This window comes from Chitinophaga sp. MM2321 (assembly GCF_964033635.1).
Lineage (GTDB): Bacteria > Bacteroidota > Bacteroidia > Chitinophagales > Chitinophagaceae > Chitinophaga.
Window position 1 is genome coordinate 4,042,654 of sequence record NZ_OZ035533.1, and the last position, 12,545, is coordinate 4,055,198.

The 12,545-nt window shown below is 42.6% G+C and carries 17 protein-coding genes; 7 read left to right on the forward strand and 10 right to left on the reverse strand.

The window, feature by feature from the left end:
* Window positions 1-52: 52 nt before the first annotated feature.
* The 8 genes from ABQ275_RS15570 to ABQ275_RS15605 all read right to left on the reverse strand — a co-directional run bounded on the left by ABQ275_RS15570 (window position 53) and on the right by ABQ275_RS15605 (window position 5,103).
* Window positions 53-1,237 (reverse strand): FecR domain-containing protein, encoded by a 1,185-nt coding sequence (locus ABQ275_RS15570; protein ID WP_349314069.1) that lies wholly within the window; start codon window positions 1,235-1,237, stop codon window positions 53-55.
* A 74-nt stretch (window positions 1,238-1,311) separates the two neighbouring features.
* Window positions 1,312-1,917: an RNA polymerase sigma-70 factor gene (locus ABQ275_RS15575; RefSeq protein WP_349314070.1), complete on the reverse strand. Its 606-nt coding sequence runs from the start codon at window positions 1,915-1,917 to the stop codon at window positions 1,312-1,314.
* A gap of 385 nt (window positions 1,918-2,302) precedes the next feature.
* Entirely contained in the window at window positions 2,303-2,515 is a 213-nt protein-coding gene (locus ABQ275_RS15580; RefSeq protein WP_349314071.1) for a hypothetical protein, read from the reverse strand.
* Between the two features lie 182 nt (window positions 2,516-2,697).
* Window positions 2,698-3,279: a DUF1801 domain-containing protein gene (locus ABQ275_RS15585; protein ID WP_349314072.1), complete on the reverse strand. Its 582-nt coding sequence runs from the start codon at window positions 3,277-3,279 to the stop codon at window positions 2,698-2,700.
* Window positions 3,280-3,335: 56 nt separating this feature from the next.
* Window positions 3,336-3,914 carry a YdeI family protein gene (locus ABQ275_RS15590; protein ID WP_349314073.1) on the reverse strand — a complete coding sequence of 193 codons (579 nt, stop codon included), beginning with the start codon at window positions 3,912-3,914 and terminating at the stop codon, window positions 3,336-3,338.
* 9 nt (window positions 3,915-3,923) lie between these two features.
* Window positions 3,924-4,307, reverse strand: a complete 384-nt coding sequence (locus tag ABQ275_RS15595) for a DoxX family protein (protein WP_349314074.1) — start codon at window positions 4,305-4,307, stop codon at window positions 3,924-3,926.
* 6 nt (window positions 4,308-4,313) lie between these two features.
* Window positions 4,314-4,781, reverse strand: coding sequence for an SRPBCC domain-containing protein (locus ABQ275_RS15600; protein ID WP_349314075.1), 468 nt, complete (start codon window positions 4,779-4,781; stop codon window positions 4,314-4,316).
* 1 nt (window position 4,782) lies between these two features.
* Complete coding sequence (locus ABQ275_RS15605) at window positions 4,783-5,103, reverse strand: metalloregulator ArsR/SmtB family transcription factor (RefSeq protein WP_349314076.1); 321 nt, start codon at window positions 5,101-5,103, stop codon at window positions 4,783-4,785.
* 265 nt (window positions 5,104-5,368) lie between these two features.
* On the opposite strand from ABQ275_RS15605, the gene ABQ275_RS15610 reads away from it, so the two are divergent.
* The 3 genes from ABQ275_RS15610 to ABQ275_RS15620 all read left to right on the forward strand — a co-directional run bounded on the left by ABQ275_RS15610 (window position 5,369) and on the right by ABQ275_RS15620 (window position 7,496).
* The gene (locus ABQ275_RS15610; protein WP_349314077.1) at window positions 5,369-5,551 is read left to right on the forward strand and encodes a hypothetical protein; all 183 of its coding nucleotides are present in this window, start codon (window positions 5,369-5,371) and stop codon (window positions 5,549-5,551) included.
* A gap of 38 nt (window positions 5,552-5,589) precedes the next feature.
* A complete protein-coding gene (locus ABQ275_RS15615; protein ID WP_349314078.1) occupies window positions 5,590-6,447 on the forward strand; it encodes a class I SAM-dependent methyltransferase in 858 nt (285 codons plus the stop codon).
* 95 nt (window positions 6,448-6,542) lie between these two features.
* Window positions 6,543-7,496: a helix-turn-helix domain-containing GNAT family N-acetyltransferase gene (locus ABQ275_RS15620; RefSeq protein WP_349314079.1), complete on the forward strand. Its 954-nt coding sequence runs from the start codon at window positions 6,543-6,545 to the stop codon at window positions 7,494-7,496.
* 65 nt (window positions 7,497-7,561) lie between these two features.
* Here the strand turns inward: ABQ275_RS15620 and ABQ275_RS15625 are convergent, their stop codons facing one another.
* On the reverse strand, window positions 7,562-8,116 hold the full coding sequence (locus tag ABQ275_RS15625; protein WP_349314080.1) for a DinB family protein: 555 nt from the start codon (window positions 8,114-8,116) through the stop codon (window positions 7,562-7,564).
* A gap of 144 nt (window positions 8,117-8,260) precedes the next feature.
* Between ABQ275_RS15625 and ABQ275_RS15630 the strand changes: the two genes are divergently transcribed.
* From ABQ275_RS15630 to phnD, 4 genes are all read left to right on the forward strand, one after another.
* Window positions 8,261-8,563, forward strand: coding sequence for a DUF1330 domain-containing protein (locus ABQ275_RS15630; RefSeq protein ID WP_349314081.1), 303 nt, complete (start codon window positions 8,261-8,263; stop codon window positions 8,561-8,563).
* A 108-nt stretch (window positions 8,564-8,671) separates the two neighbouring features.
* Window positions 8,672-9,019: a YciI family protein gene (locus ABQ275_RS15635; RefSeq protein WP_349314082.1), complete on the forward strand. Its 348-nt coding sequence runs from the start codon at window positions 8,672-8,674 to the stop codon at window positions 9,017-9,019.
* A 38-nt stretch (window positions 9,020-9,057) separates the two neighbouring features.
* Window positions 9,058-10,284 carry a sigma-70 family RNA polymerase sigma factor gene (locus ABQ275_RS15640; RefSeq protein ID WP_349314083.1) on the forward strand — a complete coding sequence of 409 codons (1,227 nt, stop codon included), beginning with the start codon at window positions 9,058-9,060 and terminating at the stop codon, window positions 10,282-10,284.
* A 97-nt stretch (window positions 10,285-10,381) separates the two neighbouring features.
* Window positions 10,382-11,278, forward strand: coding sequence for a phosphate/phosphite/phosphonate ABC transporter substrate-binding protein (gene phnD, locus ABQ275_RS15645; RefSeq protein ID WP_349314084.1), 897 nt, complete (start codon window positions 10,382-10,384; stop codon window positions 11,276-11,278).
* Window positions 11,279-11,319: 41 nt separating this feature from the next.
* Here phnD and ABQ275_RS15650 read toward each other — a convergent pair whose 3' ends face one another.
* Window positions 11,320-12,426 (reverse strand): Gfo/Idh/MocA family oxidoreductase, encoded by a 1,107-nt coding sequence (locus tag ABQ275_RS15650; protein WP_349314085.1) that lies wholly within the window; start codon window positions 12,424-12,426, stop codon window positions 11,320-11,322.
* Window positions 12,427-12,545: the final 119 nt, after the last annotated feature.

A 12,545-nucleotide genomic window follows, 5' to 3' on the forward strand; every position in this document is an offset into this window, starting at 1 on the left:
ACCATCCCTGGCTTTTTTCTGAATGCCTTATAGTGTTTGCCTAATGTTTTTTCTATTGTACTATCACCGTTCTTCCTTCAAGTCTAAGCTTAATGCCGCTTTCTGACAGGAACTTCAGCACTTCCGAGAGGTTCACGCCCCTGTCCATATCCCCTGTAAACCGTATTGCCGGTATCTTTCCTTCATACCTGACATCGATATCGTACCACCGTTCCAGTTGTTTCATTACTTCACCCAGGCTTTTGTTCTCCAGGTTAAAGAAGCCGTTTTTCCAGGCCATTACTTCGTCCATATCAACAGACTTATCGATCACGATATGCTCGTCTACCACGGCCTGCTGGCCGGGTCGCAGCAATTTTATATCCTTGCCACGGCTTACTTTTATGCTTCCTTCGAGAAGGGTAGTGCGCACGCTTCCTTCATTTGGATAGTTATTCACGTTAAAATGTGTTCCCAGCACTTCCACCTCGCATTCTCCGTTCAGGTCCACCAGGAAAGGGTGCTGCACATTGCTGGCTACTTCAAAATAGGCTTCGCCACTCACCTGCACTTTGCGATGTTTCCCTGTGAACAATGTTGGGAAGCGGAGGGACGAAGCTGCGTTTAACCATACCCTGGTACCGTCAGACAGTGTAACCTCGTATTGCCCTCCCCTTGGCGTGCTCACCGTATTATAGCCGGCAGGGGCTTCGCCAACTCCCTCGTAAGAAAGTTTGCCCGCATCCGGTTTTGATATCTTTGCGCCGCCCTGCTGCGCGATCGTTCCGTTTTGCGCACTGTCCAACATGATCACGGAGCCATCGGCAAGCGTGAGCATGGCCTTGTTTCCGCCTGGCGGTATGTCTTCCAACTTGGCCAGATGAGGCTTGCCGGGCAGGTTTTGGTTTTGTGACAGGTTATAAAAATAGTAGCCTGCCGCTCCGGCTATCAGTAAAAAGGCTGCCGCGTAACGAAACCAGGCAGTTGCAAAAAAACGGCGCCGGTATAGAGGTATAGGGATAATCTCCGTTTCGGGAGCAGGTTTAATAATCTGATTGAACGCTTCATCCCAATCAAGCCCCTCTGGCAGTTCGTCAGGGTTCACCTGTTTCCACTCCTGCAAAAACGCTTCATTCAGTTGCGCATCCTGTTTTGCCAGGCGAATATATTCGAACAGCTCTTCCATTTCCTCCCTGGTGCAGGTATCATTACCATAACGCTGCAGCAGAAAGCGGAGCCGGGCCTGATCAATTTTCATTTAATAGCCGTTTTAAATTAAAGGTTAGCCCAATTCTGTATAAGAGGGACGTTTGAAATTGAAGGAAGGACTACCTACAGGAAAAAAATATCTGATGCAGATATAATGAGGGAGAAAATGACGGGGGTAATGTCATGCTGCATCAAAAAAAGCCTGATGTGGCGGAGGGTTTTCACCAGGTGGTTCTTGACGGTATTTTTTGAGAGCGCGCATTTTTCCGCGATCTCATGATGACTAAGCCCTTCGAAACGGCTCAGGTAAAAAATCTTCTGCTTTTGGGGGGATAACTGGCCTACAGCCTTTTCTATCAGGCGTATGCTGTCTTTGACATCGAGGTGCCCGGGCGCTTCCTGCCGTTCGCTGATAGTATGCCATACTTTCTCGAACAACCGGCCTTCGTTGGCTATTTTCCTGAGATGATCCAGCGTGCGGTTTTTCACCAGCACAAAAATGTAGGTCCCGATGCTCTGTATTTCGGGCAGTTGCACCCGGTTGGTCCACAGTTTCAGGAACACCTCCTGCACGATTTCCTCTGCCACATACCGGCTCTTGGACAACCTGAGCGCATACACTATCACCCGTCCCTTATAGAGATCGAAAAGGGATCTGAATGCATGCTCGTCCCCTCCGGCTATGCGAGAGAGTAAATGCGTTTCTTCATATTGTGGTATTTCTTTCAAGTTAGCTGCTTCATACAAACCGGAGTTAAAAATAATATTTTTCTGATAACATAGGTTTTTTTGAAGTGTGTAGTGTGTACGCAAAGTTAATTCGGTATACGTGATCGCTTTGGTTCAATTTCTACAACGGGCATTTTTTGATGCTTATAAGTAAGGCGCTTACAGCTAACCGGTCTTACCTCAAAACTCGTTTGTAGTTCTCCGGAGTCTCTTCTGTTGTACCAAAAGCACTTTATAATATCCCGTAGCTCTTCAGGGGACTCAAATTCTTGGTGCTGCATTTTGCAAGATAGCATATTTGGGGTGTAATGGATACTAGTATGAAGTACCGGTAAGAAAATGAAGAAAAAATAGAAATTTTAGGAGATAATGGAAAGGTCATTGATTACAGTTTTCTCTGTCTATTTAACTTCTTCTTTAGCAAATGTCCCTTCCACATCCAAAGACCACTTAATACCACCACCGGCAAAAATACCCAGCGTACTGTATTTGCGGCAGGAGGATTGGCCGCTACCGGCCCATAGATATATCCCAGGATGGGGATGCTGAGTATAATGTGTAACCAGCGGATTATCTTACGTTCTGTAGCTGCTTTCATAAAAATGTTTGTTACACAAAAATAACCCGCAACCCATAGCCATTTATTGAAAGTAGACATGTCGGGAAAATGTGCCGATAAAACGGGCAATGTATATTCACCGTACAAAAAGTCTATGAGCTAAATGATAAGCAGCTAACTTATTTTTTCGAGAATGAAGAAATAAATGATGAAGATCAAACTTACCAATCATTCAATCCCTTTCCATTGAGAATTTGCTGCATACATTTTTCAATCCTCGAATCCCGGGTTTTGGATTGTTTGGGGGCAGAAAAATAAAGATTATATGCTCTTTGCCGTCCTGGTGTTAATGCATGGAAAGCTCTTTTAAAGGCAGGGTTTTCATCTAATTTACGTTGAAGTTCTTCCGGAAATATGAGTGCTGTTTTCTCTTTAAAATCCACTTTCAAACCGGCCTTCTCCACTTCAATGGCTTCAAAAATATAGGCTTTCAGGATAGGTTCCATCTCAACTATTTCCCGAACTTTGGTGAACGGGATCACGCGTGCTGACTGCGTATTATCTCCGGGTTTGACCAGTATACCATTGGCATCATTTAACAAGGCGCCTTTGAAAAAACTAAGTACGCAGTATTCTTTTAATCCACCGATGATAGCGATGTTACTTTTCCGAAACGTGTAACAAGGGGCACCCCATTTCAATTCTTCGGTCAGCATACAGTCAAGCAGGATCATTCTCAATTTCTCCAGCTCTTTCTGCCACTTCTCGACTTTACTAAAATATGCATCCACCTTCGGATTCATGCTATTCATTTATTGATTAACTGAAATGATTTCTCTATTGGCACAAACCTATTCCTTTAATCATCTAATCCCTTTCCGTCGAGAATTTGCGGTATATATTTCTCAACCCTCGACTCGCGGGTTTTGGATTGTTTGGCTGCAGAAAAATAAAGGATGTATCCTCTTTGCCGCCCCGGTGTCAATGCATGGAATGCCGTTTTCAAGGCTGTGTTTTTATCCAGTTTGTTTTTAAATTCTTCAGGGATGTTGTATTCCGGTGTCTTTTTAAAATCCACTTTCAGACCAGCTTCTTTCACTTCAACGGCTTCATAAATATAGGCCTTCAAAATAGGCTCCACCTCAACTATTTCCTGCACACTGGTGAACCGGACCTGGCGCGCCGACTGCACATTCTCCGTTTGTTGGATCAGAATACCTTTGTCATCTTTCAACAAAGATCCTTTAATAAATAAAAGCGCACAGTATTCCTTAAACGCATGTATTAAAACGATGTTGCTACCCTCAAACGTGTAACAAGGAACGCCCCATTTCAATTCTTCAGCCAGGTGACAGTCAAGAATGATCCTTCTCAATTTCTCTAATTCTTTCTGCCACTTTTCGGCTTTCTTAAAATAGAAATCAACCTTAGGGTTCATGTTATTCATTTATTTTTTGACTAAAATAACTTTTCTTTCCGCAGGCCTGAAATACCACGATATCATAGTCAGGACAAGCAATAACAACGGCGGAGCTATTTCTTTAATGGTATTCCCCGATGCGATATGCGAAAATATCGCTCCTGACATGGCAAAGAAAAAGCCTGCATACACCCATTCCTTTAGTAAAGGAAATTTAGGAACCAGCAATGCTATAACTCCCAGAATTTTCCAGATACCCAGTATTTTCAGAATATAGACAGGATAGCCCAAATTTATAATAAAATCTGTTTCCTCCTTCATTTTGAGTAACTGTACTATTCCAGTTGACAGCATTCCTAATGCAAGCCAGAGCGTAGCAATCCAATAGATGATTTTATTTCTCTTTGTCATAAAGTGTTATTTTAATTTGCTTACGATGTCCTGCAACCGGTTATGTGCCATATTAATGCCTTGGGCAAAGGGTAGTTTTAATACCTGGTCTCTGAGTTCGACCGACCTGTATACTATATGCATATTGAGTTTGCTGGTGTCGTCAGTGAGTTTTTCAAATTCCAGGAACTCCAGCTGGACGTCAAAAGGCGCATTCCCCATTTCAAATGTCCGCGTGATTTTCTGATCCGGAACAAACTCATGGATCACCCCATTGGCCTGAAACACTACGTTTCCATTAGCATCTGTTGTTTCAAATTGCCAGCCGCCGTGTTTTTTATTTTCAAGTTTCAGCACTTTCGTCCCCATCCATTGCTCAACAATTTCGGGCTCTACATAGGCTTTAAAAAGTAATTCCAATGGCAAATCAAACTCCCTTGTAATCACTAATTCCTGTTTGCCGTCTTCGGCACTGACTTTTGTTTTTCGTTCCATGTTATTTGTTTTTATATTTTTTCATAATGGTTTCCAATTTATTGAACCTGTCATCCCACATTTCGCGGAATGGCTCAATGAAATCGGCTATCGCTTTCATTTTTTTTGCATTGATGTGATAGTGAATTTCCCTGCCGTTTTGCTTTTGTTCAAGCAATTCGCACTCGGTAAGTATTTGCAGGTGTTTTGAAACTGTTGGTCTTGCTGTATCAAAGTTTGAGGCTATTGCGCCTGCTGTCATGGATTGCGAAGCAACCAACAGCAGTATAGCCCTTCTGGTGGGGTCTGCTATAGCTTGAAATACATCTCGTCTTAAATTCATTGCGTAGCTATTTGACTACAAATATAAATGTAGTTATTTAACTACGCAAAAAAATTTACGTATTCTATTTTTCCAAGAGGGCGGTTGCATTGCTGAAACCGATATGAAATACATGCCCGCCGGTTTCCACTTTCCAACCGAGGGCGAGGCCTTTTAGCATTTCATTTTTACGCCCATGATGATTTAACCTTTAATTGCGGAATGGCCAGCACTGCTTTCTTAAAGCTATATACAAGGCAACACTCCTATTCAGAGAGAATACGGAATGAAAACACGAAATGTTGCTTTGGTATATTTTTCTTCTGAAGAAATTAATGCAGAATTAGGTCGTGTAGAAGCCGCCGGCAGTAAAATAATCCGTCCGAAACCTGGTATAGGTGACTTTGGTTTTATGGCGCTGATAGAAGATACGGAAGGAAATATGATTGGCTTGTATTCAATAAAATAATTTTCTTATTTTGATAAAATAAGCCAGTCAAATATAACATGGAACAAAATAAAAAAACTGTGGAACCCGACAATACTGCTGTACGCGTAGCTTTATGGAGAGCTATGCATGTGCAGACTGATTCAGCACCTTATATAATTGAAGATGAAGTTGGGTTGAAACTTATAGCACCAGATAGTGAATGGCGACAACGTCCTGACATGAGCCCTGATTTCACCAAACGTCTTCGGGCATCCATTGTGGCCCGTGCCCGTTTCATTGAAGATGTAGTGATAGAACAACATGAACATGGGATCGATCAATATGTGATACTCGGTGCGGGACTTGATACTTTTGCTCAACGCAGACCAGAGATTGCTTCTCAATTACAGCTATTTGAAATTGACCAACCTGATACCCAGGCCTGGAAACAACAACGATTAACTGAACTTGGCTTTGGCGTTCCAAAGTGGCTGCATTTTGTTGCCGTTAATTTTGAAGTTTCTTCGTGGTGGGAGCAATTAATAAAAGCAGGTTTCGATACCAGCAAACCTGCCGTTGTGGCTTGTACAGGCGTTAGCTTATATCTTACAAAAGACGCAGTATTCGCTACGCTACGCCAGATTGCCACGCTGGCACCAGGTTCAAAACTTGCTATGACATTTTATTTACCATTGGACCTGCAGGATGAAGAAGACAAACCTTTACAACTGATAGCAGAGAAAGGCGCCCGGGCAGCTGGCACACCTTTTATCAGCTTTTTCACCCCGGAAGATATGTTGGCGCTGGCACGTGAAGCTGGTTTTAAAGCTGTAGAGATTGTATCGACAGCCAATCTTGCCAAACGCTATTTTGCTGACAGAACAGATAACCTAACTCCTGCAAGCGGAGAAGAATTTTTAGTAGCGACTACATAGTTTTCCTTACAGAAGTACCTTATCAATAAAAATTATTTGCAGTTTGTTTCATATTTTCTATATTTGCATAACTGATTATGTAATTGATTATACATATGAAACTATTTGAAAAAACAGGGAAAATGGCTTTAGGCAGTCGTCTTAGATTACTGACCTCAAAGGTGACGGAAGACGCCGCCCAGATTTATGCGTTATATAAGGTAGCATTCTCTCCAAAATGGTTCCCGGTGTTCTTTGTCCTTTCAGAAGAAGGCGAAAAGACCATAACGGAAATCGCCAATGAGATTGGACATTCCCAACCCTCGGTAAGCAAAATAATCCAGGAAATGACGGTAGCCGGATTGGTGCAGGAAAACCGGAATTCGCAGGATAAACGCAGAAATATGGTTGCATTAACTACAAAGGGAACAGCACTTTCGGCGAAAATAAAAGTACAAGCCGCTGATGTGGATGCTGCCATCGAAAGCGTTATTTCGGAAGCCAGGCATAACCTTTGGGAAGCGATTGAAGAGTGGGAGTTTCTGCTGGAACAAAAGTCGCTGCTCAGAAGGGTGCAGGAACAAAAGAAGCTGCGCGAAAGTAAAGACGTGCAGATTGTGGCGTATGAAGACCAATATCAAACGGCCTTCAGATCGCTCAACGAGGAATGGATCTCTACCTATTTCCAAATGGAAGAAGCGGATTACAAGGCTTTGGACAATCCTAAAGCATACATTCTGGACACAGGCGGAAAGATATTTGTTGCACTATACAACAACGAACCTGTTGGTGTTTGTGCACTGATCAAAATGAACGACCCTGATTACGACTTTGAACTGGCAAAAATGGCGGTCTCGCCCAAGATCCAGGGTAAAAGTATTGGCTGGTTGCTTGGCCAGGCTGCTGTAAATGCTGCAAAAGCGTTAGGGGCATCCAAAGTGTACCTGGAAAGCAATACCGCTTTGAAACCCGCCATCAACCTGTATCACAAGTTAGGATTCAAAAAAGTGGTAGGCAGATCCACACCGTATGCACGGTGCAATATTCAAATGGAACTGGAACTGAAGTAATCCTATTCCTTTATTTGATGCACCGCGGCTACACCATAAAAAATCGCCCGGTGCATATGCCATTCTCATCTCTTCTTTGTCTCATTTTTATGCAAAAAAAGTTGCTCATCAATTCTTTTCTGTTGTCTGAAATGATGCCTCATGTGCATTTCTGCAAACTGAAGCCAATTCAGGGCGCTAAAAAATCGTAAGCCCGGATGTTCAGTTTTACCCGTTGATGTTGAAAAATCAGTAGTCGTATATAGCTTATTTACTTCCTCCTTTATGCATGACAAGCCTTGTGATAATTCATCTTTACTTTGTGGCTGCCTTAAATTGGGGTCATTAGAAGGGTTAGCAAGCAACATATCCGGAAATGCATTCTTCTCAAACATAGCTTTTGCATCTTCGTGCATCTCTTTTTCGCTGTTAATATTATCTAACAATAGCGCAGCTTTCATTTGTTCAACAAAATAGGTGGTATCGGCTATAATATGCACATACACCTGCCCCAATGACCAGGAGCCTGGGTGAGGTTGCTGACAAAGCATTGCTAACGTGTAGCCATCCAGGTTAGTGATCCATTTCTCAATGGTTTCATTGAATTGTTGCAGTAAAGTATCTGCGTTGCTTGTTTCCATCGGTACGCTTTTTATACTACCTCAAAGGTAATAGTTAACATATTCAAATCCAGATGTAAATATACCGGCGTTATTCATTCAGAATTTGTTTAAACTTGTATAGAAATTCCGGAAAATACCTCATCATCATAACTCAAAAAAATCATGATCTACATTACCCAGCTCATTTATATCAACCAGGGGCAGGAAGCGCAGTTTGATCAATTTGAAAGCGTTGCCATTCCCATCATCAGCAGGTACAATGGCCGGCTTCTCTTCCGTTTGCGGCCTGCACCGGACCACTACATTGAGGCCACCATTGACCACCCTTATGAAATACACCTGGTAACTTTTGACAACGAAGCTGATTTCGAAGCCTTTAAAGCCGATAAAGAACGGGATCAGGTGCTGCACCTGAAAAATGCATCGGTTAAAAAGATAGTATTAGTAAAGGGTGTAGCATTGTAAAGAAATGCGAATACTTCAGAAAATATTTTGGGAATGATGTCCAATTTCTTCCGTCTCATTTGTTATAGATGTAGATAATATATTCAATAACAATTAAAATCAGGCAAGATGAACGAGTTCATATTATTATTCCGTTTAGACATCATCACAAAAGAAGCGCAACCTTCTCCTGAACAAATGCAGGCGTATATGAAAGAATGGCAAAAATGGGTAAATGGTATCGATGCGCAGCATAAATTGTCATCCGGAGGCAATCACCTCTCCAGTGAAGGCAGGGTGGTTAAGTCGGGCAATGTGGTAACAGATGGCCCTTATGCCGAACTTAAGGAATCAGTTGCCGGCTATATTATTATAAAAACAACGGACTTTGAAGATGCTGTCAGCATCGCAAAAACTTGTCCGATCCTCGCGGGAGCAGGCAACAGTGTAGAAGTAAGGCAAGTGGATCCAATGTAATTATAAATGCTGCCATACCTTTGGCGGACCTCTTCTTTATGGAAAATAAGGAGTTAATACCACATTTATTCAGGACGGAATACAGAAAAATAGTTTCCGTCCTGTGCCGGCATTTTGGACTCCGGCAAATAGCAATTGCGGAAGATATTGCCAGCGATACCTTTCTCACAGCAACAGAAACCTGGGGACTGAAAGGTATTCCGCAAAACCCGGTAGCATGGCTGTACAATGCGGCAAAGAACAAAGCAAAAAATCATTTACAGCGGGATCATTTCTTCGAAAATAAAATAGCACCGGAATTAAAAAACAACTCTTCGGACAGTTACCCTGACGATATTGATCTGTCTCCACAAAATATCAGTGATAGTCAGTTACAGATGATGTTTGCCATTTGTCATCCTGCTATTCCTCCTGAAGCGCAAATCGGTTTATCACTCCGTATCCTCTGTAGTTTTAGTATTGAAGAAATTGCAGCTGCTTTTCTTACCAACAAAGAAACCATCAATAAACGATTATTCAGGGCCAGGGAAAAACTGCGGCAGCAAAAAAATATCATCAGTCTGCCGGACCCGTCGGAAATAGATGAGCGGTTAGCGCCCGTACTAACGACCATCTATTTATTATTCAATGAAGGATATTATTCTGTCAGCCAAAACAAAACGCTTCGGGAGGAGCTTTGTCTTGAAGCCATGCGGTTATGCACGATGCTTGTTGAAAATAAAAGCACCAATCAACCACAGGTCAATGCCCTCCTTTCGCTGATGTGTTTTCATGCATCACGATTTGAAGCACGCCTCCATGAAAATGGTGAACTTATTTTGTACGAAGAACAAGATATCAGTCGCTGGAACGCAGACCTTATTGGCAAAGGAGGATATTTCCTGCATTGTTCGGCCAACGGGAATATCATTTCAAAATATCATATAGAAGCAGCCATTGCTTATTGGCATACCCAGCCATCTGATGAGAATGAGAAATGGGAAAACATCTTACAACTCTATAACCGGTTATTACAGATAGCCTATTCCCCCATAGCCATTCTCAACAAAATGTACGCACTTTCAAAAGTAAACGGAAAACAGGCAGCGATAACAGCAGCGGAAGAATTAAGCCTGACAGACAATCATTTTTACTTTGCACTCCTTGGTCTGCTTTATACAGATATTGATCATGAAAAGGCAAAAACAAATTACAGGAAAGCATTTTCATTGGCGAAGACAGCATCTCAAAAGCAGGCTATTCAAAAGAAGATGGCTATTCTCTGATCACACATTAAAATATATCAATATTCATTTTCTCCTATTTTTAGCTTAAAATTGAATAATAATTAAACAAGTAGCTACCCCAAAAAACAAGCTAAAAATGAAGATCACCATTACCCTGCTATTCGTCCTTATAGCTAATTGCGCCATTGCACAAAGCATCACGATTGCCACCTATCAATATGCAGATAACCCCCGGATAAAGAACCTGGAGCCTTTAGCCAACCATCTGCAGGAGAGAATGGGTATAAAAACACAGGTAAAAAGCTATCCGACGATCCAGTTGTTTATTGAAGCGATCCAGCAGGGTGAAGTAGATGTAGCTTTTATTAATACTTTTGGTTACCTGCTTTTAGAAACCAGCCATAAAAAACATGTCATGGTTCCTTCCCTGGTCATGCAAGGGCCCGACACCGTAAAGGCGGATTATAAAACAGCTTTTGTGGCCGCTGCTACTTCTCCTGTTAAAACCTGGAAGGATGTAAAAACTTATGCCGGACAAACACACCTTGCACTGGTGTTTACCGGGTCAACAGCGGGAAACCTGGTGCCACGGCTCGGATTGACAGCCCTGAACATTAATGATGCAGAACAATATTTTAAAAAGGTATCTTATGCCGGCACACACGCCAATGCACTGCAATATTTATTAAAGGATTCTGCCGACCTGGCCGCCATGGGAAGCGCCGAACTGGAGAAGCTTTCACCGCAGGAAAAAAGCCAGCTGCGTGTGATCTGGACATCGCCGGAAATTCCTTTGGGACCTGCCCTGATCAATACCAAACTCAATAAGGAGCTGCAACGGAAGATCACGGAAGAACTGATCAACCTGGATAAAACAAACAACCTTGCTTTCAGTGGTTTAAAATCTGCCTGGAGCGAGGCTAAAACAACCACTCACTTTATTGCTATTTCAAAAAATTATTATCAGCCCTTTCTGCAACACTTTGGCGCAACAAAATATGTAAATGCGATTTTACAACAATTCGCTAATTAACTATTTTCAGTTTCCAGGAAAAAAAGTTGAGCAACTTCCTGTCAGGTCAATTTTAAATCTACTTTTTGTCCTGTTTTAGCTGCCAGGTAAATCGCATCGATAATCTTTAAATCTTTCAACGCCTCTTCCCCGTTTACCGGTACTATAGGTTGCTTCCCTTCTAAAATGATGCCTGCCATTTCTTCCATTTGAACGGTTTGGTGGGTGACGTGGGGCTGGGTTAATTCTCCCTTACTGGTACGCCCTTTAATAGGGCCATAGCCAGTAGAAGGCTGCAATTCGGCAAATCCTTTTTCGCCATTTAAGAAAAAGCGATCCAGGTTATTCATGCTGTAGGTTGATAAACAGGAAGCCACTGCCCCGCTTGGAAAGCCAAATTGAAATTGAATGGTTTCATCAACGCCGTCTTTAAATTTAACAGGGTCTGTTTTGGTTTCCTGGGCAGTAACCCATGTCGGTTCTTCCCCTACCATATAACGGGCGCCATTGATGGCGTATATACCAATATCCATGAGAGAGCCGCCGCCAGCCAGTTGCTTATTTAACCGCCACTGTGTAGGATCGCCTATTTTAAAACCACATAATCCCTGGAAGAACAAAATTTTCCCGAAATCATCATTTTTCCGCATGCGGATGATCTCCAGTGTTTTGGGTTCAAAATGCATCCGGTATCCCACCAATAACGTCACGTTCGCCTTTTTGCAGGCATCGATCATCTCCTGCCCTTCTTTAGCGTTCAATGCCATCGGCTTTTCGCAGATAACATGTTTGCCTGCTGCGGCTACCCGTATCACCTGGTCATGATGCAACCCGTTTGGTGTGGTGATATATACCACATCAATGTCCTTGTTATCTTTTATGCGGTCGAAGTTTTCATAATTGTAGCAGTTCTTTTCGGGGATGGAAAACCTGCCCTGCCAGTCCGTTATTTTTGCTGGCGTGCCGCTGATTACACCCACCAGCTTTGCTTTCTTACAGGCTTGCATGGCTTCCGCTACGCGGGTGCCATAACCACCCAGGCCCATGATGGCTACACGCAATACCGGCCCTTCATAGTTGCTGCTGTTTGCCCATCCGGCAAGTGGCAGCAGGGGCAAAGCGATCGCCGAAGCGGCTATTTTCTGTAAAAAATCACGACGTGAATTCATAACTAAGGATTTCGGGTTTTACTGGCATATACTTATTTAATACTACGAAATTTTATGCAGGTTTTCTCATTTTTGCACCGTTTTTATCAAAACGACCGCACCCGCTACGTGAGCGGGTG